The sequence below is a fragment of the Xanthomonas sp. F10 genome, from assembly GCF_014206815.1.
In the GTDB taxonomy this organism is placed as follows: Bacteria; Pseudomonadota; Gammaproteobacteria; order Xanthomonadales; family Xanthomonadaceae; genus Xanthomonas_A; species Xanthomonas_A indica.
The window spans coordinates 1172875-1197014 of record NZ_JACHNP010000001.1; the positions used below are offsets into that span (position 1 = coordinate 1172875).

Below are 24140 nucleotides of genomic sequence, written 5' to 3' on the forward strand. Positions count from 1 at the left end.
GATGCTCAAGATCCAGGTCAGCCACTCCTACTTCCTGCGCTACGACCCCAAGCAGTGGGAACGCGGAAAACCTTACCCGCCGCTGGCCACGCTGCAGGTGGCGGCGCTGCTGCGCCAGCACGGGCACCACGTGACGCTGTTCGACGCGATGCTGGCCGAGGGCGTGGAGGACTACGACGACGCCGTGCGCACACAGCAGCCGGACCTGGTGGTGGTCTACGAGGACAACTTCAACTTTCTCACCAAGATGTGCCTGAGCCGGATGCGCGAGGCCGCGTGCCGGATGATCGCCGAGGCGCGCGCCGGCGGTAGCCGCGTGATCGTCGCCGGCTCCGACGCATCGGACCATCCGGAGGCGTTTCTTGCCGCCGGTGCCGACGCGGTGCTCATCGGCGAAGGCATCGCGGCCTTGCTGGAACTGGTGGCGCGCCTGCAGGCGGAGCCGGACATCGACCCGGCGCGCTGGGTGGCTGGCCTGGCCGAGGTGGCCAGTGCGGTGCTGCCGCAGCTCAAGCGCGCGCAGATCGGCGCGCGGCCGCCGGATCCGCGGCTGTCGGTGACGGCGGCCTGGGACTTGCTGGACATCGCACGTTACCGTGCGTTCTGGCAGCAGCGGCACGGCCATTTCAGCCTGAACATGGCCGCCTCGCGCGGCTGCCCGTTCCGCTGCAACTGGTGCGCCAAGCCGATCTGGGGCAATCACTACAAGCGCCGCGAGGCGCAGGACGTGGCCGCGGAGATGACCCAACTCAAGCGCAACGTCGCGCCCGATCATGTGTGGATGGCCGACGACATCTTCGGCTTCCACGTCGACTGGGTGGAGGAGTTCGCCGACGCGCTGGCCGCCGCCGATGGCGCGGTGCCCTTCACCATCCAGACCCGCGCCGACCTGTGCAGCGAGCGCATGACCGCGGCCCTGGCGCGGGCCGGTTGCCGCGAGGCCTGGATCGGCGCCGAGAGCGGCAGCCAGCGCATCCTCGACAAGATGACCAAGGGCACCGACGTGGAGGGCGTGATCGCCGCGCGCCGGCGCCTCGGCGCGCAGGGCATCCGCGTTGGCTTCTTCCTGCAGCTCGGCTACCTGGACGAGCAGCTGGACGACATCCTCGCCACGCGGCGGTTGGTGGCGCAGGCGCGCCCGGACGACATCGGCGTCAGCGTGTCCTATCCCCTGCCCGGCACCGTGTTCTACCAGCAGGTCAAGGATCAGCTCGGGCGCAAGACGCATTGGCAGGACAGCGACGACCTGGCGATGATGTTTCGCGGCGCCTACGACTCGGCGTTCTACCGCCAGGTGCGCGACCTGCTGCACCGACAGGTGGACCTGCAATGCCGCGAAGACGCGGCCCCGGCGCACGAGCAGGACTGGGCAGTGCTGGACGCCGACTGGGCGGCGCTGATCGCGCGGGAGGCGCAGCATCGGACCGAGGCGCCGCCCGCGCAGGCGGAAAAAGTGCTCGGCGCTGGCGGCCGCCGCCGGATTCCGCTGGTGCAGCGCGCATGACCGACGTGGCGACGTCATCGGATCCGGCCGTGGCGGCCGACCTGCCGACAGCCGCACCGGCGGCGGCGCCCGCGTCACTGCCGTTGCGGCGCATCGGCCGCGGCCTGCGCCTGGCCACCGAGACCCTGGCGCACGAACTGGCGCGCCCCGGCGGGCCGATGCCGACCTGGAACGGCCTGCACTGGCAACTGGCCGCGGCGGCGGCGGTGGCGCATGGCGTGGCGCCGCTGCTGAGCCGGCGCTCGCAATGGCCGGACCGGCGGTGGCGCGCCTTCCTCGACGCACAGCGCGAGCACGTGGCGCAGCGCTACCAGCGCATCGCCGCACTGCTGCAGCGGATCGACGCCCTGGCGCAGACCGCCGGCCTGGCGATCGTGCCGCTGAAGGGTGCGGCGCTGCATGCGCAAGGCCTGTATCGGTTGGGCGACCGGCCAATGGCCGACATCGACCTGCTGGTGCGTCCGGAGGACGCCGAGCGCGCAGCGACGCTGCTCGGCGCACTGGGCTACGTGGCCGAGTTCGCGCAGTGGAAGCACCAGACCTTCCGCCCGGCAGATGCGAAGGCCGTGCCGGCGCTGGGCGAGCACCGCGATACGCCGATCAACATCGAACTGCATGTGCGCATCCAGGAGCGCCTGCCGCTGCGCACCGTCGACCTCGGCACGCAACTCCTGCCGCGTGACGGCAAGCCCGGCTTGCGTCCCTACCCGAGCAACGGCGCGCTGATGCGCCATCTGCTGCTGCACGCGGCCGGCGGGCTGTGCAGCCGCAGCCTGCGGCTGATGCACCTGCACGACCTGGCCCTGCTCGCCCCGCACATGCGCGCCAGCGACTGGCAGCTCGTGGCCGGAGCCGATGCCTGGTGGGCGTGGCCGCCGCTGCGGCTGATGTTGCGCTATTACCGCGCGGCGATTCCGCCGGCGGTTCTGAAGCAACTGCGTGCGCAATGTCCGCCGCTGCTGCGGCTGCGCGCACGCGGGCTGGACCTGACCGCGGCGTCGTGTTCGCAACTGTGGCTGCCGGCACTGCCGGGCATCGAATGGGCACGCTCTGGCAGCGAAGTGCTGGACTATCTGCGTCAGCGCCTGCAGCCCTCGGCGGAAAGCCGGCAGGAACGTGCCGAGATGATCCGCACCCAACTGTGGTTGCAGGGCCAGGACTGGGTGCGCCTGCCGCAGCGCCGCCGCGTGCTGCAGCGGCTGCTGCACCCGGTGCCGCGGATGGACACGCTGTACGCGGTGCGGACCGCGCTGCAAGGCTATGCGCCGTCGTCGGACTGACGCTCGCTGTCACCAGGGAGCGCGGTGAACCGCCGTTGTAGGCGCGGCTGCAGCCGCGCCACGCGTCACCGCTGATGGCTGTCGCGGCTGAAGCCGCTCCTACAAGACAAGTCGATACGACCGGATTCGTCGCGAACGCGCGTTGTCCTGACGCCGCGCTGCGCGTCAACCATTCCGCACGGCGCGTCGGCCATCGGCGTTGCGCGGTACGCACACACGCTGGTACAGCGCGGTGAAGCCGCGCACGCTGCAGTCGGCATCCTCGCGCACGGCCCGGCATTGCGCCGCCCAGGCCAGGCGCAGGCGCAGTTCGTCGTCGCTGAGCACCTGGCGCAGCGCATCGGCCAGCCCGGCCCAGTCGCCGACCGGTACCGCCAGCGCCGCCGATGGCGACCACTCCTGCAGATGACCGACCGAGGTCCCCACCGTCGGCACCCCGGCCACCGCCGCTTCCAGCAGCACCAGCGGCCCGGCTTCGTGCTGCGACGACAGCACCAGCAGATCCGCCGCCTCCACCAGCGGCCGCAGGTCGCGCTGGGTCTTGAAGCCGAGGAAGCGCACTCGCTCGCTCAGGCCCAGCGTGGCGGCCAGGCGCTGCATCGCACCGTCGAGCGTGTCCACGCCGACCAGATCGATGCGGAAGTCGACCCCGGCGCGGGCCAGCGCAGCGAGGGCGCGCAGCAGGGTCGGCTGGTCCTTGACCGGGTTGAGGCTGGCCACGTGCAGCAGCCGCGCCGGCCCGTCGCCGCGCGGACGCGGCGCGCGTGGCGGCCAGGCGCGCAGGTCCACGCCCAGCGGCACGCGTTCGGCGGCGATGCCCAGCGCCTGCAGGCTGTCGAGGATCGGCGCACTCGCTGCTGTCACCGCGCTCGCCAGCCGCAATACCAGCGCCTCGCGCAGCCGTCCCGGCCATTTGCGCCGGCCGCCGTAACCGATCGCGTGCAGTGCGACCAGTTCGCCGCCGGCGATGTGCACCAGGCTCGGGCGCCGCAGCCAGCGCGCCGCCGCCACCGCGATCAGGCTGCAGTGGCCGGAGAACAGCGACTGCACCGCGTCGAACGGCGCGCGGCGGTGTTCGGCGCGGATCGCCGCGATCGCGCGCCAGCGCGTGCGCACCGCGCCGATGTTGTGGATGCGCGCGCCCAGCAGCTCCCACTGCGCCGGCAGCGGTTCCTGGTGCAGCACGAACACGTGCAGCTCGTGCACGCGCGCCAGGCGCTCGATGAGGCTCAGGAAGGCCGGAATTACACGGTACTCGCCGCTGCGGTCGACGCCGCCCGGCACCACAAGGGCCAGCTTCATGGCGCGCTCCGCGGCGCGGCGCCGAGCAATTGCGCATAGGCGCGCGCCCAGCGCCGCCCGACCGCCGCGAACGACAACTGCGCATCGAAATGCGCATGCACCAGCGCCCGCGACGGGCCGTCGCGCGATGCCTGCAGCAGTGCGGCCGCCAGGCGTTCGGCGTCGCCGCAGGGCCACAGCGCCCCGACCCGGCCGCCATCGCTGAGCGCACGGAACGCCGGGATGTCGGTCAGCACCGGCACCGCGCCGCAGGCATAGGCTTCAAGCGCGGCGTAGCCGCAACTCTCGGCCAGGCTGGCGGATACGAACAGGTCGGCCGCACGCATCATGGTCTGGATCTGCGCGTGCTCCACCCTGCCCAGCAGGTGCACGCGGCCGGCCAGGCGCGGATCGGCCTGGATGCGCTGCTGCACCATCGGCAGCAGTGGCGCAGTGCCGAACGCGCAGAACAGCTGCAATCCGGGCAATTGCTCGCTGGCCCGGGCCACCCCTTCGAGCACGGTGAGCGGATCCTTGCCCTCGCTCAGATGGCCGACCCACAGCACGCAGGGCGCGCCGTGCAGTCCGCTGTCGCGGCGTGCCTGGTCGCGCTCGCCGGGAGTGAAACGACAACTGGATTCGGGAATTGCGAACAGGCGCGTGGAGCCGGCGAACAACCCGGCACCGACGAAGCCGCGCGCCAGGTCCAGCGAAGTGAAGGCGATGCCGGCCGCCGCCGCGTACCAGCGCCGCCACCGCGGTCGCCGCCACCAGCGCGGCGGGCGGTTGGCGTGGTCCTGCAGCAGGATGGGCCGCGACGGCTGCCAGCGCGCCAGCGTCGCCGCCTCGCGCGCGAACTGCAGGCCGTGCACGTGCACCACGTCGGCGTCGAGTTCGGCCAGCAATGCGGCGACGCGCCGCAGATGGCGCTGGCGCCCGGCTTCGGCACGGCGCAGGAAGTGATAGTCGACGCCGTTGCGCCGCAACTGCGCATCGACCGCGGCGGTCTGGATCACCGACACGCGGGTGCCCGCGCTGGCCACCGCCTCGGCGATATCGGCCAACGACGGCCACCGTGCGAATGCCTGGTCCGGCGTCACCCCGTCCGGCAGCGGCACGAAGTTGAGCTGCACGGCATGCACGGTACGGGCGACGGTGCCGGCCATGCTCAGATTCCGGACACCTGCGGCCGGTGCAGGCGCACCAGCCGGTTGGCCAGGTTCAGCTCCCACGGCCGGTCGTAGCGCCGGTAGCGGTAGCGCCAGGCGGCCAGCGCGCTGAGCCCGCGCTTGGCCCAGCCCGGCGAGCGCTGGTCCTGCGCGGTGGGATAGCGGCAGCCGAGCACGGTGACGAAATCGCGGATGCGCTGGCGCAGCGCATCGGTGAGCCAGGGCGCATCGGCGTGGCAGGCGTAGTCCACCCACTGCGGCTGCGCCCATTCCTCCGGCGTACGCGGGAACTGCACCGGCACGCCGTCGCGATCGAGCAAGGGCATGCCCGCGCGGCGGCCGCGGTCCTTCTCGTGGCGGCTGCTCTCGGGCAGCGGGGTGTACACGTAGACGATGATTTCCGACTGCGGGTTGATCCGCTTCAGCTCGCGGATGAACTCGAAGGTCTGTTCGGTCTCGCGCTCGCTGTCCTGTGGTGGCGCGACCATGAACGACAGTTCGGGAATCACCCCGTTGCGCCGGCACAGCTCGGCCACTGCCAGGGTCTGGTCCGGCCGCGTGCCCTTGCGGATCTCCTTGAGCATCGCCCCGCTCGGCGACTCGGCGCCGATGTAGGCCATGCGCAGGCGGCTCTTGCGCACCAGCTTCCAGGTGCTCTCGGACAGGTTGAGCAGCGCGTCCGCGCGGGCATAGCACCACCACGGCAGTTCCAGCTTCGCCATCACCTCCAGCAGCGGGATCATGTCGGCTTCGCGGTCGAAGAAGTTGTGGTCGAAGAACTGGATCGAATCGGCGCCCAGGCCGTACTTCAGATACCCAAGCTCGCGTTCCAGGCGTGCCGCGGTCGGCAAGGCGGTGGCGCCGCCGAACATCGCCGCCACCCCGCAAAAGGTGCAGCGGAAGCGGCAGCCCAGCGCGGCCTGGTGCGAGGCGGTGCGGCGGCCGAGGAAGGTGCGGCCGAGATAGCGGCGCGGCTCGCCGAGCTTCTCGTACGGCAGCGACGGCAGCGCGTCGCCGCGCTGGAAAGCGCGGTTGCGGTTGTGCACCACGGCGCCATCCTGCTTCCAGGACAGCCCATCGACCTGCGCCAGCGTCGGCCCCTCGCCGCGCAAGGCGGCCAGCAGTTCCGGCAAGGTGTCCTCGCCCTGCGCGCGGATCGCGTAATCCACGTACGGCGCGGCCAGCGCGGTGTCCGGGTACAGCGTGGGGAAGTAGCCGCCCCAGACGATCGGCAGCGCCGGGAAGCGCGCGCGGATGGCCTGCGACAGTGCGATCGACGGCGCCAGTTGCGGCCCGCCCATCACGCTGATGCCGACAGCGTCATAGTGCTGCTCCTGCAGCGCCTGCAGGCTGCGGTCGATGAAATCGCGGTCGACGTTGCCGTCGATGATGCGGCTGTCGCCGTGGCGATCCAGCGCCGCCGCCAGGTTCAGCAGCGACAGCGGGAAGCGGGCGCTGGACGGCTTGGTGATGGTGGGATTGACCAGCAGCGTGTTGGGTGTGGAGGACATGGCGGGCGAACGCAGGACGGGGGTCACGGCAGCCGCCGCAGGCGCAGCACCAGGGCCACCGGCACCTGCAATGCAGCGGGATCGAAATGGGCGCCGGCGGGAATGTCCGCCGGGTCGAGCATCGGCTCACTGACGGCGTCGATGGCCAGCCCGAGCGCGGCACAGGCGGCATGCCAGTGGCTGTACAGGTGCTGGGTGTGATGCACCGCGTAGCGCTGGCCGCCGGCCTTGAAGTCGCGGCGCCAGCCCAGCGCCGGGCCGATCGGGTGCACGTCGCTGCACAGCACCCAGCCGCCGGGCCGGGTGACGCGGCGCAGTTCCGCCAGGGCCGGCGGCAGCTGCGGCAGGTGTCCCAGCGCCAGCGCGCAGAGACTCAGGTCGACGCTGGCGTCGGCCAGCGGCAAGGCCTCCAGGCTGCCCTCGCGCAAGCTGCAGCGGCCGCCATCGACGTCGGCCAGTTCCTGCGCGGCGCGCGCCAGCATCTGCGGCGACAGGTCAACGCCGGTGACATGCGCGGCGCCCCGCTGCAGCGCATGCAGCAGATAGCGGCCGCTGCCGCAGCCGGCATCGAGCACGTGCTGCCCGCGCAACGACGGCGGCAGCAACGCCAGCATGGCGCGCTGTTCGGCCTGCATCACCGGGTTGTGCGCCTGCGCCGGGTAGCTGTCCGCCCACAGCGCGTAGGCGGCGAGCGGATCGAGGGTCGGCACTGCGCTCATGTCTGGCACGCCTGCTGTAGGTCCGCCGTGCATGAACGCGGCGGCGCAACCTGAAGTTCCAGGCCCGGCTCCAGCGCCAGCAGCTCAGGATCGGCCAGCTCCGCGGCCAGCAGTTTGGGGGCCCCGTCCAGCGTCACCGACACCGCGTCCACACCGACGCCGGCGAACCACGCGGCGAAATCGGGATCGGCGATCCGCGGCCGCCCGTCGCGCACCACCGCACGCAGTGCGCTGCGCGGCAGCCCGACCAGGCTCCGGGCCGGCACGCCGCCACGGTCGGCGACGATCACCAGATCGGCATGCGCGCCCGGCCCCAGATGGCCGCGATCCGGCAAGCGCAGGATGTCGGCCGCGGCGTTCGTGGCCAGGCGCAGTGCCTGGGTCGCGTCCAGACCATGGGCGGCGGCCAGGCGCAGGTCGTCGAGCAGGTCGCGGCCACCGCTGACGCGCGCATCGCTGCCCAGCGCCAGGCGTCGCGCGGCGTTCAGGCGCTGCGGGTCCAGGGTGCGGCCTAGTAGCGTCAGGTTGCTGCTCGGGCACCACACCACGGCTGCGCCGCGGGCGAGCACGCGCGTGACGTCGTCCGCGCCCAGGCCGACGCCGTGGATCAGCACCGTGTTGCCGGCCAGGTAGCCGCGCCGCTCCAGCTCGGCGAGTTCGCCGGCGGCCGCCGTGTCGGTGCCTTCGGCCAGGTGGATCATCCAGGGCCAGCCGGCGGCGGACGCCGCGGAGAAGCTCTGCGCCAGCGGCGGGCCGTAATCGGGGCCATGCAAGGTATAGCTCCAGCCGAACTCGCGCAGCAGCGCCACCGGGAAGTCGGCCGCGTCCAGCGCCGCATGCCAGGGATCGTGGTGGGCCACACAGGTCACCCCGGCCAGCAGGTTCTTCAGCCCGCCGTGGCGCAGCCGCAGCGGCTTGGGCAGCGCCAGCGCGGCGGCCACCGCCGCAGTGCGGAAATGCGCGGCGAAGGCGTCGATCCAGGCGTAGCTGTTGGCGAACGGCGCGGCCTGCGGCAGCCGCGGTACCGCATTGACGTGCAGATGGTCGTGCGCGTTGATCAGGCCGGGCAACACCAGGTGCCCAGGCAGGGCGATGCGCAGCGCGGTCGGCGCGGCCGCCGCGGCGATGCGGCCGTCGCGCAGCGCCAGCGGCGCGTGCACCGCGCCGGCGGCATGCGCGACGCGCACACCGTCCAGGCAGACGTCGACGGGGGCGGCAGGCACGGCCATGCTCAGCGCTTGCGCATCACGATCAGGAAGTGATCGCCCATGTCGCGCAGCAATGGCCAGCCGCCGATGCGGTCGTCGAGGCGGCCCAGCGCTTCGCCCAGGCGCGGGTGACGCTGGTAGTGGTCGACCAGGTACGGCGGCGGCAGGCACAGGCTGAGCGCGCGGTACGACTCCAGTGCGAAATGCGGCGCGAACGCGCGGTAGAACTCGCGTGGCAAGTAGTACCAGGTCCAGATCGTGTGGCCGTTCATGCCCACCGCGGTGGCGCCGCGCGCGGCGCGGACGGCGGCACGGCGCAGCCGCCCGCGCAGCAGATAGTGGCCCAGCTCCCACGGACACAGCCGGCCGATCACCGAAAACACCAGGCGGCCGTCGCGGCGCAGCAGCCGAGCGCAGTGGCCGGCGACCTCGGGCAGGTCCGGCGCGCAGTTGAGCGGGCCGAAGTTGGAGTACATGCCGTCGAACTCGCCGTCGAGCAGATCCAGCTGCTGGATGCCGACATGGGCCACGCTGAGCCGCCCATGCAGGCTCGCATCCTGGGCGCGGCCACGGGTGCGTTCCACCATCTGCGGCGACCAGTCGGTAGCCAGCACGCGGTAGCCGCGCTGGGCGAAGGCATGCGCGTCCAGGCCGGTGCCGCAACCCAGGTCGACCAGGCGCGAGCCGACCGGCAACTGCGTGCCCACCGTGTCCCACAGGGTCTTGCGCATGCGCTGGATCAGCGCGTTGTTGCCGCGCGGGCCATCGTAGTCGGCGGCCACGCTGTCGAAGGCGCGCTGCGTGTCCAGCAACCGTACCGGGTCCAGAGTGGTCGTGTGCGCCGCGGCGCCCGCCTTGCCATTCGATGTCACCTGCCCTGTCTCCACTACCCTGCCCTTGTCGGAATCCACGCGAACCCATCGCGTGGTGGTGCAGGTAGGTGCGTCGGTCGTGCCGTTTGGTTGAATCGGCGGGCTGCCGTCATGCGACGGCGTGCGCCCGTGAAGGCCGCGCCTGGCGCCGGCGCAGTGCGTTGCGCGCCACCGCGGCCAGCACGCCGCCGCCGAGCCCGGCCAGCAGGGCCGCCGCCAGCACCAGCACCGGATTGGGGAACGCCGCGCGCGGCGGCACGTAGGTCTGCCAGGGCGCCGAGGTGTCGTAGGTGTAGCGGGCGCCGAGCCGGCCGAGCAGATCCTCGCGCTCGGCCTTGAGGCCGCGCAGCGTGGTGGTCTTCTCCGACAGCAGCATGTTGCCGAGCAATTGCTGCTCGACGCTGCCGCGGCCGTCGCGCTGCTGCTGCAGCAGGCGCTCGCGCTCGGCCTGGGTGGCGGCGATGTCCGCGGCCAGTTCCTGCAACCGCGCAGTGGCCTGCTGCAGCGGCCCGGCCTGGATGCGCCGGTGCAGCGCCTGCAGCTGTGCGATGGTGGCCGCAGCCAGTTGCCGCGCCTGCTGCGGCGATTCGGCGCGCAGGGTCAACTGGATCAGGTTGGCGTACGGGTCCGGGTCCAGCTTGAGGCTGTCGCGGTACAGCGCGGCCTGGCGGCTGTCCGGCGCGACGCCGGCGCTGTGCAGCACCTGGTCCTGGAACAGCCGCGTCTTGATCCGGTCGATCACCCGCTGGAACGGCTCCAGCTTGGGGTCGCGCCCGGACGGGGTCGGGCCGAACTCGCCGACCTGCACCCAGGCGGTGGCCTGCCACTGGCGGGTTGCGCCGTGCAGGAACAGTGCCGCCAGCGCCAGGGCCAGCAGCAGTGGCAGCAGACACCAGCGCCATTCCCGTCGCAGGATCCGCCACAGGTCGATCAGGTAGATTTCGTCTTGGGGCATGGCGGTGTCGGTCATGGCAGCGGGGATCTCGGGGAAACGGAAGGCAGGCCCGCGGCCGGTACGGCGCAGCGGCGGTTCGGCAGCAAGGCGCTGCAGGCATGCAGCAGCAGGCACAGCGCGACGAAGCCGGCATTGGTCCAGGTGAAGGCCTGCGGCGCGAACGGCGACATCACGCAGGCGTAGGCGATGCGCAGGAACACCAGCAGGTTGAACAGCGCCACACCTCGGCCAAGCAGGCGCACGCTCCACAGCAGCGCCGCGTACAGCGCCAGCATCGCCGCCAGCGCGGCGCCGGGGCCGCCCGCCAGCAGGAACGGCAGGAACTCGGTGCCGACATTGATGTTCGGCGCATCCAGCGGGATGCCGGTGCCGGCGGTGGCGATGGAACCGCTCAGCGGCACCAGCTGATTGACCAGGAAACTGGCGTTGGCGTAGCCCTTGCCGAGCAGCGCGCCGAAGTTGTACGGGCCGGCGCCGATGTACAGCAGCAGCCACTTGATGCCCTGCGGCGCGGCCCGGTACAGCGCGCCGAACGGTAGCGCCACCGAGTCCAGCGAGCCCGAGCGCAACGTGCCCAGCAGCGAGAACGCGGCAGCGCCGGCACAGAGCAACGCCAGCACCCGCTTCCACGGCAGCGGCCGCGTCGGCTCGCGGCGCAGCAACAGCAACAGGCCGACACTGAACACCGCCGCGAACAGCCGGTTGCGGTCGATCACCAGCACCGGGAAGGCGAAGCCGGCCAGCAGCAGCGCGTTGCGCACGCTGCGCGCGCGCACGCACAGCAGGCCGATCGGCGGCAGGATCCAGCACATGTTCGACACATGCCGCACGTGCGCCTGCAGCGGGCTCAGGTCGGCGTAAGCCGAGGGGTCGTGCAGCAACGGGATCGGGAACAGCAGCAGGTCCAGCAGGCAGAACAGCCCGACTGCGGCAGCCAGGCCGAGCGCGACGAAGGCCTCGCGGGTGCCGGCATACTCGCGCGCCCGGAACGCCGCCAGTGGCGGCAGGCGGATGCCGAGCAGCGCATCCAGCGCCAACGTCGCCAGCGCCACGGCGGCCAGCAGCGCGATGCCGGCGAGATAGCCCGGCGGCAGGTCGAAGGTGAGCAGGGTCAGCGCGCAGCTCAGCAGCAGCGGCAGGCCGAAGTAGGCCGATGGCAGGCGCAGCAGCCGCTTCATGCGCGTTCGGCCAGCGCCGGCCGGCCGCCCTGGCGCAGCCGCGCCAACAGCGACAGCCATGCATGCGCCAGCAAGTGCCCGCCCAGCGCCAGCGGGCTGCGCCGCAGGAACGCGATCTTGGCGGCGATGTAGTGCGCCTGCGCGTGCAGCAAGGTACGGCAGGCCGGATCGAACAAGCGCGCGCGGCGCAGCGCGACTTGCCGCGACTCGGCCAGGTTGGCCAGGCGGCTGGGCAGGTGCCGCGTGCGGCTGGCGTTGTGGTCGTGCACGCGGTAGGCGCACACCGCCACGTCCAGGAAGCCCAGGGCGTCGCGCGCGACCAGGCGCAGGAAGAAATCCCAGTCCTCGATGCGCAGGCCTTCGTCCCAGGCCGCGCCCGGCTGCAGCGCGCTGCGCCGGACCAGCGCCACGGCCCCGCTCACCGCCCAGTGGCGGATCACCGCGCGGCGGATGCCGGCCTCGCTCAGGTACAGGCGTTTGTCCACGCCGTGCAGGTCGCGCATGCTGCTCTGGTGCATGGTGCGGTCCTGCGCGTCGACCACGATGGCATCGCCGATCACGGCCGCCTTGTGCGGATGCGCGCCCAGGTACGCCACCTGCACGCCCAATCCGCCCGGCAGCAGATAGTCGTCGCTGGCACCCAGGCGCAGGAACTCGCCGCGGGCCATCGCCACCAGGTGGTTGAGGGTGGCGGCGATGCCGAGGTTCTCGCGCGGCCAGAAGCGCACGTGCAGCGTGTCGCCATGCTGCGCGATCCACGCGGCGATGCAGTCGGCGGTGCCGTCGCTGGAGCCGTCGTCGACGATCACCAACTCCTTGTTCGGGTACGGATCCTCCAGCACGCTGTCCAGGCAGCGCTGCACGAAGCGCGCGTGGTTGTAGGCCGGGATCAGGATCGACACCAGTGGCAGCGTCGGCGGCGTGTGCGGTACGTCCATCAGCCCAGTCCTCGCAGGTAGCGGCGCACCACCAGCACGTTGAACGCCAGGTACAGCGCGTAGTTGCAGGCGAACGCGTAGGCCGCGCCGATCAGGCCCATGTGCGCGGTGAAAAGGACCACCAGGCCCAGGTAGCTGGCCGCGAACAGGCATTCGGAGAGCACGAACAGCCGGGTCATCGCCTTGGCCAGCATCAGGTAGGACAGCACGAAGGAGGCGATCTTGAGCACGTCGCCGAGCAGTTGCGGCGCGTACAGCGGCAGCGCAGCGGCGAAATCGGGCGAGAACAGCAACCGGGTGATCCAGCCGCGGCACAGGTACACCGCCGCCGCAGCCACGATCACCGCCGGCAGCACGTAGCGGTAGGCGCCGCGCAGTTCCTGCAGCAGCGCGCCACGCGTCTGCAGCGCCGCCAGCTTGGGCAGGTAGTAGACATTGATGGCGGTGGTGAAGAACAGCAGATAGGCATCGGAGACGCGGCTCACCGCCTGCCAATAGCCGACCTGCTGCCAGCCGAACTGGCCGGCCAGGTGGTCGCGCACGCCGATGTTGACCAGCAGCGGCAGCAACGCCGAGGCCAGGGTCATCGTCGAGAAGGCGGCCAGCCGCCGTACCATTGCGGGATCAAAGCGGATGCGCAGCATCTCGCGGCGGAAGTACGGGCTGCGCCGCAGCGCGGGCAACCCGGTGCACAGCCAGGCCACCTGCCCCAGCACCAGGCCGAGCAGCGCGCCAGACAGGCCCATGCCGTGCGCCAGCGCGGCCACCAGCAGCACGCTCAGCACCGCGCCGGCGACCTGGATGAAGGCCAGCCGGCGTACGTCCATGAAGCCGTTGACCACCGCCAGGATGTAGTTGGCCAGGGCGATGCCGAGTTGCGCCACCGCCAGCACGCAGATCAGTGGCTGGTACTGCGCGTCGCCGAGCAGGCGCTCGGCGATCAGGCGGCTGCACACCAGCGCGGCCACACCCATCGCGCAGGCCGCGATGCAGGCATAGCCCAGTGCGCTGCCGAGCAGCCGGGCCAGCGCCGGCGCATCGTCGCGGTACTCGGCCACGTACTTGACCACGCCGGCGCCGATGCCGCCGCCAGCCACGACCGCCAGCAACGACATCAGGCTGGTGAACTGGCCGAGCCGGGCGACCCCGGCCGGGCCGGCGTACACCGCCACCAGTTTGAGCACCAGCAACGCGGCCAGCAGCTTGGCCGCGGTGGCCACGCCGCTGTACACGCCGCTGCGCAGCACGTTCATGCCGCCACGCCGCCGAAACGCTGGCAGGCGTCGATCACCTGCGCCACCGCCGCATCGTCCAGGGTGGGACCGATCGGCAGGCTGAGCACTTCGGCCGCCAACTGCTCGCACAGCGGCAGCTGCAGCGCGGCCAGTTCCGGATAGGCCGACTGCCGGTGCGGCGGTGTCGGGTAATGCACCAGGCAGTGCACGCCGTGCGCCTGCAGGTGCTGTTGCAGCGCATCGCGCTGCGCACAGCGCACCACGAACAGGTGCCAGGCATGCGCGGCCGGGTCGGCCACCTGCGGCAACGCGATCTGCGGATGCGCGATGCCGTCGAGGTAGCGCTGGGCGATCGCGCGGCGCGCGGCGATGTCGGCATCCAGATGGTGCAGCTTGACCCGCAACAACGCCGCTTGCAGTTCGTCCAGGCGCGAGTTCACGCCCTGCAGCAGATGCCGGTACTTGATGTCCGAGCCATAGTTGCGCAGCACCCGGATCTGTGCCGCGAGCGCGTCGTCGTCGGTGGTCACCGCACCGCCGTCGCCGAGCGCGCCCAGGTTCTTGCCGGGAAAGAAGCTGAAGCCGGCGGCATCGCCGAAACTGCCGGCGTGACGGCCGTCGCGACGCGCGCCGTGCGCCTGCGCCGCGTCCTCGAGCAGCAGCAGGTCATGCCGCTCGGCGATGCTGCGCAGCGCGGCCATGTCGGCCAGCTGCCCGTACAGGTGCACCGCCAGGATTGCCTTCGTGCGCGGGCCGATCGCCCGTTCCACCTGCGCCGGGTCCAGGTTGAAGCTGGCCGCCTCCGGTTCCAGCGGCACCGGCCGCAGCCGGTTCTCGCTGATCGCCAGCAAGCTGGCGATGAAGGTGTTGCCCGGCACCAGCACCTCGTCGCCGTCGCGCAGCCGGCCCAGCGCACGGTAGCCGCGCAGGATCAGGGTCAGCGCGTCCATGCCGTTGCCGACGCCGATGGCATGGGCGGTGCCGCAGTAGGCAGCGAACTCGCGCTCGAAGGCCTCCAGTTCCTCGCCCAGCACGTACCAGCCGGAATCGATCACCCGCGCCGCCGCGGCCTTCAGCTCGTCGGCGTAGCGCGCGTTGCTGGCGCGCAGGTCGAGGAACGGCACGCTGGCCGGCGGCAGGCTCATTGCAACTCCCAGCGGTAGAAATCGTGCACCACGGCGCGCGCCCCGAACCGTTCCTTCTGCTCGACCAGGCCGGCGTTGAGCACCTGGCCCTGCTGCTCGGTGGAGATGCCCAGGCTGAGGACGTCGCGCTGCGCGTAGACCTGCTCGATCAATTCGGCCAGCAGCAGGCTCAGCGCATCGGCGCGGCGGCCCTGTTCCGAACAGGCCAGGTATTGGGTGTGGACGACGTGGCCGAAGTCGTACACCAGCGTGCCGGCCAGCAGCTCCTCGCCGTCGCGGACTTCGTAGGGCACGATCTGCGCCGGGAAGCGTGCGCACAGCAGGCGCAGTTCCTCCAGGCTGTGGGTCGGACGCGCATCGTGGCGTTGCAGCACTTCGCCCAGCAGCGCGTGCAGCGGCGCCGGGTCGTCCACGCGCTGCACGCGCAGCCCGGCGCGGCGCGCCTTGGCCACCGACCGCTTGCGCGCGGCAGCCATGCGCGGCGGTTGGCGTAGCGGCACCGCCGAAGACAGGTCGCGGCGCTGCAGGCGCGCGCCGAGCCGGTGCAGCGCGTACAGGTCCTCTTCCGCGGGGCTACGGTGGAACAGATGCGGCACTGCTTTGTACAGCAGCGTGCGCACGCCGGCGTCGCGATAGTGCGCCGCGATGCGCTCGAGTGCCTCCAGCGTCGCCGTCGCGCGCAGCGCATGGGTCGACAGCAGGCCGGCATAGCTGAGACCGGCATGGCTGGCCACGGCATCGCCCTCGCGGTTGGCCGGGAACACCGCCACCGGCGTGCCGGCGTGCTCGACCAGCAAGGAGGCGTCGACGAAGCGTGTCGCGTGGTAATCCATGTAGCCGCGTCGATGCAGCAGATTGCCATTGCGCGAGGCCGCCACCACGGCATCCCACGTCGGCGCATCGGCCGCGGTGTAGGGCCTAACCGACAGCATCGGCGTCCTCCCAGACCATGCCGGCGGGCAGCACCGCTTCGGCCACGCCGAAGCCATCGCGACCCATGTCGTTGCCGTTGTAGAACAGCAGCAGGCGCCCGTCATGGCGGATCAGTGCCGGGTAGCACAGCGTGCGTGCGTCCCAGCCGTTGGCCGACAGCGGCAGGCCCAACGCGGCGTCGCAGCGCTGCCAGTGGCGGCCGTCGTCGCTGACCGCCATCCCCGGCAGATAGGCACCGTCGCGGCTGCCGTGGGTGAAGAGCATCACGTGGCGGCCATCGTACCGGTACACCCGCGGGCGGCCGATGCGGTACTCGTCGCCCTGCGGCTGCAGGCAAAGCGTATCCTGCCGTGGAATCGCCTGCAGGTCGTCGGTCTCCGCGCAGCGGATGTGGTAGCGCGGGTACGGCGTGCCGCCGATCCATTCCCAGTCGTCGCCGACCGCGTACCACAGCCGCCAGCGGCCATCGCGATAACGCGCCGAGTGTACCGCGGCGATGGTGCTGCGGCCGGGCGCGCGGTCCAGCAGCGGCGTGTCCTGGCGGCGCTGGAAGGTGTCGCCGCCGTCGCTGGACACCGCCAGGCCGGTAAAGGCCAGGAACTTGGCCCGCGCCACCCGCTGGAAGCCGACATAGAACAGGTACAGGCCGTCCGGCCCGTGCACCACATCGCCGAGGATCATGCCGTTGTCGTCGAAGCAGCCGGCGCGGCCGATGTCGAGCACCGGTGCGGCGCTGACGCCGAGCACCCGGGTCGGATCGTCGGCGCACACGTCGACATAGCCGATGCGGCTGATCCCGGCATGGTCGCGGAAGCCGGCATAGATGCGCAGGCGCTCGGCATCCAGGCGCAGCGGCGTCGGCGTCAGCGCCGAGTGTCGCATCCAGCCGCCGACGCCGTCGCGTGCGGTGTCGAACACCAGGCCGCGTTTGTGCCAGGCGAACATGGGCCTCACAGGTCCACGTCGAAGCTGGACTTGCCGGCCACCGCCCGCGCCGGCGCACCGACGTAGATGCGTCCGGGCTCGGTGTCGCGGGTCAGCAGCGCACCGGCGCCGATCACGTTGTCGGCGGCGACCTTGACCCGGTCGCTGAGCGTGGCATTGACCCCGACGAAGCTGCTCGCGCCGATCTCGCAGTAGCCCGAAATCACCGCATGCGAAGCCAGGAACACATGGTCGTGGAGGACCGTGCGGTGGCCGACGTGGTTGCCGCTCCACAGGATGCAGTTGGCGCCGATGCGGGTGAACGGCTGCAGCACGTTGTGCTCGAACACGAAGCAGTGCTCGCCCAGTTCCACGTTGCGCCACACGAACGCCTGCGAGCTGACGTAGCTGGCCATGCGGTAGCCGCGACGCTTGGCGTCCAGGTAGAAGCGCGTGCGCAGCCGGTTGAGGCCGCTGGCCGGAATCGCCACGAACACGTCCACCTGCGACGGCGGATAGCGCTGTTCGAGCGCCTCGTAGGCCACCACCGGCAGACCGGCCAGCGTCGGCGTGGACAGGTAGTCGCGCTCCACGCTGAAGGCCAACACTTCGTAGTCGCTGTCGTGGGTGAAGTATTCGCAGGCGATCTGCGCCAGTTCGCCGGCGCCGACGATGACCAGGGGACGCGCCATGGCCTAGGCCTCCTGCCGGCGCACGCCCGCGGCTTCGCGCAGGAACTCGTCGTAGTCGAAGATGTAGTCGGCCGGGTCGTAGGCCTGGTCGGCGAGCACCATCAGCACGCAGTCCTCGCTGAAGTCGTACAGATCGCGCCAGACCATGCTGCCCAGCAGCAGGCCCTGCCGCGGATCGTCCAGCACCACCTGCACCGGGCCGCTGCCGTCGTCGAGCAGGAACGACACCGACCCGTGCAGCGCCACCGCCAGTTGGTTGAGATGGCGGTGCGCATGCTGGCCGCGGTGTACGCCGTTGCGGGTGGCGAACAGGTAGTACACGCGGCGGATGTCGAAAGGCACGTCGCGCTGTTGTTCCAGCGCCACGAGCTGGCCGCGCGCGTCGCCGTGCGTCCGCAACTGGATTCGTTCGATTGCCATCAGAGTGCCCGACCCGGGCTCCGCATCGGAGCGTCCAGGCTGAGTGCCGCGCGTCCGCGGAAAGGTTGCGCAATGGCGACGCGCACCGGCGACGCAACCTTTCGCCGCAGGGCCGGCACCCATCGACGACCACCGCTGCCGCGATGCCGAGCCGCATCGCGCCGCGGGCCCCCGCGTCGCCTCCAAGGACACCGCGTACCGCCATGACCTCGCCCACGCCGGCCGCGCCGACACCGCCCGTTTCCCCCGCTGCCGCGTCGGCGGCGTTGCCGCGGCCGATGGTCTGGCTGCACTGGCTCACCGTGCTGTGCCTGGTGCTGGCGGCGGGGTTGATCCTGCTGCGCGAGGAAGTCGAAGGCCGCATGTGGCGGCAATGGCTGCTGGAAGGCCACCGCCACTTCGGCCTGTTCGTGCTCGGCCTGTTCTGCGTGCGGGTCGTGTTGCGGATGCGCGTGGGCAAGCGCCACGACGCGGACGCCGGCTCGGCGCTGATGCGCTTGCTGGCCGGCGCCACCCACGTGGTGATGTACGCACTGCTGCTGACCCTGCCGGTGCTGGGCTGGGCACTGAGCCAGTCGATGGGCAAGCCGGTGCATCTGTTCGGCGCGACCCTGCCGGAGCTGGTCGCGCCCGATCCCGATCTCGCCGACACCTTGGGCGCCTGGCACGTGGACGCGGCCTGGTTGCTGCTCGCCCTGATCCTGCTGCACATCGGTGCGGCGCTGTGGCACCACCTCGTGCGCCGCGACGCCGTGCTGCAACGGATGCTGCCGTTCCTGCGCCGCCGCTGAGTCGATTCGCCCTTCCCCCGCTTCCGTCCGTCGCCGCACCCACCCGCCAAAGGACTCTCCGCATGCACCAGGCCCCGTCGTCCCCCTCCACCTCCTCCCGCAGCGACAGGACGCGCGGCGCCGAGCAGGCGCTGCTGTGGTCGGCGCTGGGCTCGCTGCTGCTGGTGCTGAGCCCGCGCGCCGCCGCGGTGCCGGCGTTCGCACGGCAGACCGGCTCGTCATGCGCCGACTGCCACATCGGCGCCTACGGCCCGGCGCTGACCCCGTACGGCATGCGCTTCAAGCTCGGCGGCTATACCGACAGCGACGGCAACGGCACCAAGATCCCGGCATCCGCCCAGCTCACCGCCAACCGCAGCGTGCCGGCGCGCGGCGAGAGCCGCACCCGCTTCAGCGAGGCCGACCTGTACCTGGCCGGGCGCATCACCGACAACCTCGGCGGCTACGTCAAGGTCGCCACCAGCAACAACGGCAAGAACGACTACACCACGCGCCTGGACAACGTGGACCTGCGCGCGGTGTTCAAGCGCTTCCAGCTCGGCGGCAAGGACACCCTGCTCGGCGTCAGCGTCAACAACAATCCCGGCAGCCAGGATCCGATCGGCATGCTGCCCAACGCCTCCGGCCTGGGTCCGGCCTCGGCCTATGCCAGTTCGACCACCCTGCTCAACCAGTCGTCGCTGTCCAACCGGGTGATCGGCACCAGCGTCTACGGCCTGTACGACCGCAACTGGTATGGCGAACTCGGCACCTACACCGCGCTGCCGGTGTCGACCCAGGACGATCTGGGCTACGCCATCGGCGGCGATCCGGGCAAGCTCAGCGACACCGGCTACCTGCGCCTGAGCTACATGAAGGACCTCAAGCGGCAGTTCTTCTCCGCCGGCGTAGTCGCGCTGACCACGCGCCGGCAGCTGCCGCGCAGCACCGGTCCGCGCGACGACTTCACCGATCTCGGCTACGACCTCAACTACCAGTTCCTGGGCACCCGCGAGCACATCCTCAAGCTCGGCTACCTCAACATCTACGAGCGCCGCCGCTACGGCAGCGCGCTGATCGACCCGACCAATCCGGCCGTGGCCGGCCCGCGCCGGGCCAACGTGCGCGACCAGTCGATCAGCCTCAACTACACCTACAAGCAGAGCTACAGCCTGCTGTTGGCGCACTTCATCAACACCGGCTCGGACGATCCGTTCCGCTACCGCCCGTACGGCGCGCCGGACACCACCAGCAACCTGATCAGCGCCTCGTGGGCGCCGTTCGGCAAGGACGACAGCGTTTCGTCGATCTCCAACCTGCGCCTGTCCGCGACCTGGTTCCGTTTCAGCAAGTTCAACGGCAGCACCGGCAACGTGTTCGGCGCCACCCCGGTCACCCGCCCGCGCGACCTCAACCAGTTCGCGCTGAGCCTGAGCCTGGCCTTTTGATTCCCCCGCATGGAGCTTCCCTCATGAAACGCACCAATGCCCTGCCCCTGTGCACCCTGCTCGCCGGCCTGCTGCCGCTGGCCGCCGCGGTGGCGCCGTCCGCGCATGCCGCCGGCGGCGCGCCCGGCGCCGGCGTGTTCGCCAGCGAATGCGCCGAATGCCACAGCGCCGCGCCGGCCAAGAACAAGAAAGGCCCGACCCTGTTCGGCGTGGTCGGGCGCCGCGCCGGCAGCGTGCCCGACTACGCCTATTCCGACGCGATGAAGCAGAGCCAGTGGACCTGGAGCGACGACAAGCTGCGCAGCTACCTGTCGCAGCCGGCGTCCAAGGCCCTGCCCGGCGGCAAGATGAAGTACGACGGTCTGGACGATGCCAAGCAGTTGCAGGACCTGATCGCCTACCTGCACAGCCTGCATTGAACTGGCTGCCCGATCCGGTCATATTCGGCGCCCGACGGGCCGGCCATCGCGCCGCGCCCGTCCCCGATTCCTGACCAGCGAGCCTTAAGCCACCGTGCGTTTGCCCTGCCGCCCTCGGCGCGTCGCCCCTGCCTCCCGCCGCCTCCCTGCGCCGCGGAGCGGAGCGGGCCGCGCATGCTGAGCCCCCGCATCGGCGGGGCTGCCGGCGCGGGCCGGCGGTCACCGCGCGCAGGTGCCGGCGTGGCACTGGCGGTGGGCCTGGCGCTCGCCGCGCTGCACGCCCCGGTCGCCACGGCCGGCGATGTCGGCGGCGCCGCCGGGATCAGCTCGCAACTGGTCGACCGCGGCATCGCCGTGACCCGCAGCACCCCGACCCTGCAGGGCGCGCTGTTCTGGTTGCCGGCGCCGGGCTGGTCGCTGAGCGGCGCGGCCAGCGTGGCGCTGGATGCGCCGGGCAAGGTGCTGATGGGCAGCGTCGGCCTGTCGCGCAGCTGGACCCTGTCCGACAGCTGGCAACTGCAGGCCGAGGCGCTGCTGTACCGCTACCCTGGGTCGCGCGCCAACCGCGTGTTCAACCGCGACGAGGTCAGCCTGGGCTGGAGCTATCGCGACCGCCTGAGCCTGTCGCTGGCCGCCTTCCGCATGCCCGACAGCAGCCTGCAGCAGCGCTGGTACGGCGCGCTCGACCTGACCGCGCACCAGCCGCTGGCCGGCCCGCTGTCGCTGTCGGTGGGGGCCGGCGTCAGCCAGGCGCCACCGGCCCTGTACGGACTGGAGTACACCGCGCACTATCGCTACGGCCACGCCGGGCTGATCTGGAACGCCGGGCGCTGGAGCGTGGAGGTGGACCGCGTGTTCAGCAACGCCCGCACCGGCTATGCCGACCGCGGCCTGTGGCCCTGGGTGGCCAGCCTCTCCCGCAGCTTCTGAGTCGAGCGCAACCTTTCCGTGCCGCCCCGGCACATACCGGTGCCCGTTGCCACACCTGCCCCCATGAACGACACCGACCTGCTCGGCGATGCCACCGACCGCATGCTGCTCCGGCGCATGGCGGCCAGCGACCGCGAAGCCCTGGCCTGCCTGTACCGCGCCTACCACGGCCGCCTGTGCCGGTTCCTGTCGCGGCTGACCCGGCGCCCGGACATCATCGAGGAAGCGATCAACGACTGCTTCTGGATCGTCTGGCAGAAGGCCGGCGACTTCCGCGGCGACTCGCAGGTCTCGACCTGGATCATGGGCATCGCCTACCGCTGCGGGCTCAAGGCGATCCGCCACCACAGCGACGATGCGATCGACGACGGGGCGATGGCCGAGGACCACGCCGCGGCCGCCGACCCGGACGAGGATCGCGAGTTGCGCGACTGGCTGGGCAAGGGCCTGGAACGCCTGTCGGCCGACCAGCGCCTGGTGGTGGAACTGGTCTACGGCCTCGGCCACAAGCTGGAAGAGGTCGCCGCGATCATGCAGTGCCCGGTGGGCACCATCAAGGCCCGGCTGTTCCATGCCCGGGTCAAGCTTCGCAACGTGCTGCCGGGATTGGCCGGCGGCGCGTCCACGCTGACGGAGAGCGCGTGATGAAATCGGGCTTCAACGAGCCAGGCAACGAGTGCGCGCACGCCTGGGAACTGATGCCGTGGGTGCTGCAGGACAGCGCCACGGAACAAGAAAACGCGTGGCTGGTGGCGCACCTGGCCAAGTGCCAGCACTGCAGCGCCGAGTTCGCCCAGCAGAGCCGCCTGCGCATGGCCATGACCCTGCCCAGCGACGTGCCGGTGGACGCCGAGGCCGGGCTGCAGCGCCTGCTGCAGCGCCTGGACGCGCCGGTCCCGCAGGCGCCGCCGCAGCGCCGCCGCGCCAGCTGGACCACGCGGGCGCTGGTCGCCGCCGCCCTGCTGCAGGCGATCGGCCTGGGCGTGCTGGGCCTGCGCCTGTCCGCCGAGCACGAGCGCAGCACTGCCTACCGCACCCTCAGCGACGCCGCGCAGCCGCTGGCGGCCGACGCGATCCGGGTGGTGCCGGATGCGCGCATGACCCTGGCCGACTGGGACGCGCTGCTGCGCAAGCTGCAGCTGCGGGTGATCGGCGGCCCCAATGCGGCCGGCGCCTACACCGTGGTGCCGACCCAGGCTGGCGCGGCGGCGCAGCCGCAGCGCAGCGTGCAGCAGTTGCGCGCCACCGCCGGCATCCGCCTGGCGGAGCCGATCGCCGCGCCATGAAGCTGCATCTCGCCAGCCTGCTCGTCGCCTGCCTGGGCCTGGGCCTGGGCGCCTGCGCCCACGCCGCGCCGACGGCGGTCGCCGATCCTGCGGCCGCGGCCAAGGCGCCCGGCCTGGATCCGTCGCCGGCGCTGGACAGCCAGCGCCAGATCGTCCTCGCCGTGGCCAACCCGATGGCCGCGCCCAGCCGCCACGCCGGTTCCAACCTGCTCGGCTACGCCTCGGCGCGCTACTACGGCGCCGGCACCCAGGCGGTGGCCACCCTGGACGCGCTGAACAAGCGCTACGGCCTGCGCCAGGTGGCCGGCTGGCCGATCAAGGCATTGGGGCTGTACTGCGTGGTGCTGGAGCCGGCGCCGGGCAGCGACCGTGCCGCGCTGCTGGCGCAACTGGCCAGGGACGACCGCGTGGCGCTGTCGCAGCCGCTGCAGGACTTCGGCACGTATTCGGCCGACAGCCAGGCCGCCGCGCCGGCGCAGCCGCTGCGCTACAACGACCCCTACGTGGACATGCAGCGCGGCTTCGCCGCCACCAATGCGGCCACCGCGCAGGCGCTGAGCCAGGGCCAGGGCGTGGACGTGGCGATCGTCGACACCGGCGTGGACACCGCCCATCCGGACCTGCGCGGGCGCCTGCGCAACACCCGCGACCTGGTCGCCGCCGATCCGGGCGCGTTCAACCGCGACCACCACGGCACCGAGGTCGCCGGCATCATCGCCGCGGGCAGCAACAACCACCTGGGCATCGTCGGCATCGCACCGAAGGCGATGCTCGACGTCTACAAGGCCTGCTGGTATCCGCAGCGGCCCGGCGCCGGCGCCGGCTGCAATTCCTTCACCCTGGCCAAGGCGCTGGCGGCGATCGGCGACACCCGCACCCGCATCATCAATCTCAGCCTCGGCGGCCCGGCCGATCCGCTGCTGCGCAAGTTGCTGGAACACCTGCTGCGCGATGGCCGCATCGTGGTCGCGGCGATGCCGCCCAACGGCCACCTGGACGGGTTTCCCGACGGCATTCCCGGGGTGATCGTGGTGCGCAGCAGCGCCACCACGCCGGCGCCGCCTGGCGTGCTCAGCGCGCCGGGCGAGGACATCCTCACCACCCAGCCCAACGGCGGCTACGACTTCACCTCCGGCTCGTCGATGGCCACGGCCCACGTCAGCGGCGTGGTCGCGCTGCTGCTGGCGCTGGCGCCGCAACTGGACGCGCGCAGCGTGCACGACCTGCTGCTGCGCACCAGCCGCCAGCGCGACGGCCTGCTGCAGGTGGACGCCGCCGCTGCGGTGCAGGCGCTGCCGCGCAGCGCTCCCCTCGCCCGCTGAA

At 71.6% G+C, this 24140-nt stretch carries 24 protein-coding genes; 9 read left to right on the forward strand and 15 right to left on the reverse strand.

All coding sequences use genetic code 11. The features are described from left to right. The first annotated feature begins 1 nt into the window (after position 1). Together FHR56_RS05215 and FHR56_RS05220 are read left to right on the forward strand one after the other, a co-directional pair. The gene (locus tag FHR56_RS05215) at positions 2 to 1504 is read left to right on the forward strand and encodes a radical SAM protein (RefSeq protein ID WP_160947242.1); all 1503 of its coding nucleotides are present in this window, start codon (positions 2 to 4) and stop codon (positions 1502 to 1504) included. Continuing rightward, positions 1501 to 2784, forward strand: coding sequence for a nucleotidyltransferase family protein (locus tag FHR56_RS05220; protein WP_237473161.1), 1284 nt, complete (start codon positions 1501 to 1503; stop codon positions 2782 to 2784). Before FHR56_RS05215 ends, FHR56_RS05220 begins: the two co-directional genes overlap by 4 nt. Before the next feature lie 165 nt (positions 2785 to 2949). On the opposite strand, the gene FHR56_RS05225 is transcribed toward FHR56_RS05220, so the two are convergent. The 15 genes from FHR56_RS05225 to FHR56_RS05295 all read right to left on the reverse strand — a co-directional run bounded on the left by FHR56_RS05225 (position 2950) and on the right by FHR56_RS05295 (position 17964). After that, on the reverse strand, positions 2950 to 4086 hold the full coding sequence (locus FHR56_RS05225) for a glycosyltransferase family 4 protein (RefSeq protein ID WP_184502428.1): 1137 nt from the start codon (positions 4084 to 4086) through the stop codon (positions 2950 to 2952). Continuing rightward, positions 4083 to 5231, reverse strand: coding sequence for a glycosyltransferase family 4 protein (locus FHR56_RS05230; RefSeq protein WP_184502429.1), 1149 nt, complete (start codon positions 5229 to 5231; stop codon positions 4083 to 4085). The genes FHR56_RS05225 and FHR56_RS05230 overlap by 4 nt, the downstream gene beginning before the upstream one ends. A 2-nt stretch (positions 5232 to 5233) precedes the next feature. Next, positions 5234 to 6745: a radical SAM protein gene (locus FHR56_RS05235; RefSeq protein WP_160947240.1), complete on the reverse strand. Its 1512-nt coding sequence runs from the start codon at positions 6743 to 6745 to the stop codon at positions 5234 to 5236. A 23-nt stretch (positions 6746 to 6768) separates the two neighbouring features. Then, positions 6769 to 7464 carry a class I SAM-dependent methyltransferase gene (locus FHR56_RS05240; RefSeq protein WP_160947239.1) on the reverse strand — a complete coding sequence of 232 codons (696 nt, stop codon included), beginning with the start codon at positions 7462 to 7464 and terminating at the stop codon, positions 6769 to 6771. Beyond that, positions 7461 to 8693, reverse strand: a complete 1233-nt coding sequence (locus tag FHR56_RS05245; protein WP_160947238.1) for an amidohydrolase family protein — start codon at positions 8691 to 8693, stop codon at positions 7461 to 7463. The genes FHR56_RS05240 and FHR56_RS05245 overlap by 4 nt, the downstream gene beginning before the upstream one ends. A gap of 2 nt (positions 8694 to 8695) precedes the next feature. Next, on the reverse strand, positions 8696 to 9544 hold the full coding sequence (locus FHR56_RS05250; RefSeq protein WP_160947237.1) for a class I SAM-dependent methyltransferase: 849 nt from the start codon (positions 9542 to 9544) through the stop codon (positions 8696 to 8698). A gap of 109 nt (positions 9545 to 9653) precedes the next feature. Beyond that, positions 9654 to 10499 carry a Wzz/FepE/Etk N-terminal domain-containing protein gene (locus tag FHR56_RS05255; protein WP_160947236.1) on the reverse strand — a complete coding sequence of 282 codons (846 nt, stop codon included), beginning with the start codon at positions 10497 to 10499 and terminating at the stop codon, positions 9654 to 9656. A gap of 11 nt (positions 10500 to 10510) precedes the next feature. After that, a complete protein-coding gene (locus FHR56_RS05260) occupies positions 10511 to 11677 on the reverse strand; it encodes a hypothetical protein (RefSeq protein ID WP_160947235.1) in 1167 nt (388 codons plus the stop codon). Further along, positions 11674 to 12615: a glycosyltransferase gene (locus tag FHR56_RS05265; protein ID WP_160947234.1), complete on the reverse strand. Its 942-nt coding sequence runs from the start codon at positions 12613 to 12615 to the stop codon at positions 11674 to 11676. Before FHR56_RS05265 ends, FHR56_RS05260 begins: the two co-directional genes overlap by 4 nt. Then, on the reverse strand, positions 12615 to 13868 hold the full coding sequence (locus tag FHR56_RS05270) for an O-antigen translocase (RefSeq protein ID WP_160947233.1): 1254 nt from the start codon (positions 13866 to 13868) through the stop codon (positions 12615 to 12617). Before FHR56_RS05270 ends, FHR56_RS05265 begins: the two co-directional genes overlap by 1 nt. Beyond that, a complete protein-coding gene (locus FHR56_RS05275) occupies positions 13865 to 14995 on the reverse strand; it encodes a DegT/DnrJ/EryC1/StrS family aminotransferase (protein ID WP_160947232.1) in 1131 nt (376 codons plus the stop codon). Before FHR56_RS05275 ends, FHR56_RS05270 begins: the two co-directional genes overlap by 4 nt. Further along, the gene (locus FHR56_RS05280) at positions 14992 to 15927 is read right to left on the reverse strand and encodes a GNAT family N-acetyltransferase (RefSeq protein WP_160947231.1); all 936 of its coding nucleotides are present in this window, start codon (positions 15925 to 15927) and stop codon (positions 14992 to 14994) included. Before FHR56_RS05280 ends, FHR56_RS05275 begins: the two co-directional genes overlap by 4 nt. Continuing rightward, a complete protein-coding gene (locus FHR56_RS05285) occupies positions 15914 to 16873 on the reverse strand; it encodes a hypothetical protein (RefSeq protein WP_160947230.1) in 960 nt (319 codons plus the stop codon). The genes FHR56_RS05280 and FHR56_RS05285 overlap by 14 nt, the downstream gene beginning before the upstream one ends. 5 nt (positions 16874 to 16878) lie before the next feature. Next, on the reverse strand, positions 16879 to 17544 hold the full coding sequence (locus FHR56_RS05290; RefSeq protein ID WP_160947229.1) for an acetyltransferase: 666 nt from the start codon (positions 17542 to 17544) through the stop codon (positions 16879 to 16881). A 3-nt stretch (positions 17545 to 17547) separates the two neighbouring features. Further along, complete coding sequence (locus FHR56_RS05295) at positions 17548 to 17964, reverse strand: FdtA/QdtA family cupin domain-containing protein (protein ID WP_019798041.1); 417 nt, start codon at positions 17962 to 17964, stop codon at positions 17548 to 17550. Positions 17965 to 18242: 278 nt separating this feature from the next. Here FHR56_RS05295 and FHR56_RS05300 point away from each other — a divergent pair, with 278 nt between their 5' ends. The 7 genes from FHR56_RS05300 (at position 18243) to FHR56_RS05330 (ending at position 24139) form a co-directional block, all read left to right on the forward strand. Continuing rightward, complete coding sequence (locus FHR56_RS05300; RefSeq protein WP_160947296.1) at positions 18243 to 18755, forward strand: cytochrome b/b6 domain-containing protein; 513 nt, start codon at positions 18243 to 18245, stop codon at positions 18753 to 18755. A gap of 62 nt (positions 18756 to 18817) precedes the next feature. After that, a complete protein-coding gene (locus tag FHR56_RS05305) occupies positions 18818 to 20182 on the forward strand; it encodes a cytochrome C (protein ID WP_160947228.1) in 1365 nt (454 codons plus the stop codon). A 23-nt stretch (positions 20183 to 20205) separates the two neighbouring features. Continuing rightward, on the forward strand, positions 20206 to 20601 hold the full coding sequence (locus tag FHR56_RS05310; protein WP_160947227.1) for a c-type cytochrome: 396 nt from the start codon (positions 20206 to 20208) through the stop codon (positions 20599 to 20601). Between the two features lie 240 nt (positions 20602 to 20841). Next, a complete protein-coding gene (locus FHR56_RS05315; protein WP_263393000.1) occupies positions 20842 to 21531 on the forward strand; it encodes a hypothetical protein in 690 nt (229 codons plus the stop codon). A 63-nt stretch (positions 21532 to 21594) separates the two neighbouring features. After that, positions 21595 to 22176 (forward strand): sigma-70 family RNA polymerase sigma factor, encoded by a 582-nt coding sequence (locus FHR56_RS05320; protein WP_160947226.1) that lies wholly within the window; start codon positions 21595 to 21597, stop codon positions 22174 to 22176. Continuing rightward, a complete protein-coding gene (locus FHR56_RS05325; protein WP_160947225.1) occupies positions 22176 to 22817 on the forward strand; it encodes a zf-HC2 domain-containing protein in 642 nt (213 codons plus the stop codon). The genes FHR56_RS05320 and FHR56_RS05325 overlap by 1 nt, the downstream gene beginning before the upstream one ends. Continuing rightward, a complete protein-coding gene (locus tag FHR56_RS05330; RefSeq protein ID WP_160947224.1) occupies positions 22814 to 24139 on the forward strand; it encodes a S8 family serine peptidase in 1326 nt (441 codons plus the stop codon). The genes FHR56_RS05325 and FHR56_RS05330 overlap by 4 nt, the downstream gene beginning before the upstream one ends. The last annotated feature ends 1 nt before the right edge of the window (position 24140 follow it).

Excerpts from the sequence above, each read along its gene's own strand:
- FHR56_RS05285 (WP_160947230.1), bottom strand. The coding sequence starts at position 16,873 with ATGTTCGCCTGGCACAAACGCGGCCTGGTGTTCGACACCGCACGCGAC.
- FHR56_RS05240 (WP_160947239.1), bottom strand. The coding sequence starts at position 7,464 with ATGAGCGCAGTGCCGACCCTCGATCCGCTCGCCGCCTACGCGCTGTGG.
- FHR56_RS05280 (WP_160947231.1), bottom strand. The coding sequence starts at position 15,927 with ATGCTGTCGGTTAGGCCCTACACCGCGGCCGATGCGCCGACGTGGGAT.
- FHR56_RS05270 (WP_160947233.1), bottom strand. The coding sequence starts at position 13,868 with ATGAACGTGCTGCGCAGCGGCGTGTACAGCGGCGTGGCCACCGCGGCC.
- FHR56_RS05275 (WP_160947232.1), bottom strand. The coding sequence starts at position 14,995 with ATGAGCCTGCCGCCGGCCAGCGTGCCGTTCCTCGACCTGCGCGCCAGC.
- FHR56_RS05225 (WP_184502428.1), bottom strand. The coding sequence starts at position 4,086 with ATGAAGCTGGCCCTTGTGGTGCCGGGCGGCGTCGACCGCAGCGGCGAG.
- FHR56_RS05305 (WP_160947228.1), top strand. The coding sequence starts at position 18,818 with ATGCACCAGGCCCCGTCGTCCCCCTCCACCTCCTCCCGCAGCGACAGG.
- FHR56_RS05215 (WP_160947242.1), top strand. The coding sequence starts at position 2 with ATGCTCAAGATCCAGGTCAGCCACTCCTACTTCCTGCGCTACGACCCC.
- FHR56_RS05290 (WP_160947229.1), bottom strand. The coding sequence starts at position 17,544 with ATGGCGCGTCCCCTGGTCATCGTCGGCGCCGGCGAACTGGCGCAGATC.
- FHR56_RS05325 (WP_160947225.1), top strand. The coding sequence starts at position 22,176 with ATGAAATCGGGCTTCAACGAGCCAGGCAACGAGTGCGCGCACGCCTGG.
- FHR56_RS05300 (WP_160947296.1), top strand. The coding sequence starts at position 18,243 with ATGGTCTGGCTGCACTGGCTCACCGTGCTGTGCCTGGTGCTGGCGGCG.
- FHR56_RS05255 (WP_160947236.1), bottom strand. The coding sequence starts at position 10,499 with ATGCCCCAAGACGAAATCTACCTGATCGACCTGTGGCGGATCCTGCGA.
- FHR56_RS05330 (WP_160947224.1), top strand. The coding sequence starts at position 22,814 with ATGAAGCTGCATCTCGCCAGCCTGCTCGTCGCCTGCCTGGGCCTGGGC.
- FHR56_RS05245 (WP_160947238.1), bottom strand. The coding sequence starts at position 8,693 with ATGGCCGTGCCTGCCGCCCCCGTCGACGTCTGCCTGGACGGTGTGCGC.
- FHR56_RS05220 (WP_237473161.1), top strand. The coding sequence starts at position 1,501 with ATGACCGACGTGGCGACGTCATCGGATCCGGCCGTGGCGGCCGACCTG.
- FHR56_RS05265 (WP_160947234.1), bottom strand. The coding sequence starts at position 12,615 with ATGGACGTACCGCACACGCCGCCGACGCTGCCACTGGTGTCGATCCTG.
- FHR56_RS05230 (WP_184502429.1), bottom strand. The coding sequence starts at position 5,231 with ATGGCCGGCACCGTCGCCCGTACCGTGCATGCCGTGCAGCTCAACTTC.
- FHR56_RS05310 (WP_160947227.1), top strand. The coding sequence starts at position 20,206 with ATGAAACGCACCAATGCCCTGCCCCTGTGCACCCTGCTCGCCGGCCTG.
- FHR56_RS05320 (WP_160947226.1), top strand. The coding sequence starts at position 21,595 with ATGAACGACACCGACCTGCTCGGCGATGCCACCGACCGCATGCTGCTC.
- FHR56_RS05235 (WP_160947240.1), bottom strand. The coding sequence starts at position 6,745 with ATGTCCTCCACACCCAACACGCTGCTGGTCAATCCCACCATCACCAAG.
- FHR56_RS05260 (WP_160947235.1), bottom strand. The coding sequence starts at position 11,677 with ATGAAGCGGCTGCTGCGCCTGCCATCGGCCTACTTCGGCCTGCCGCTG.
- FHR56_RS05295 (WP_019798041.1), bottom strand. The coding sequence starts at position 17,964 with ATGGCAATCGAACGAATCCAGTTGCGGACGCACGGCGACGCGCGCGGC.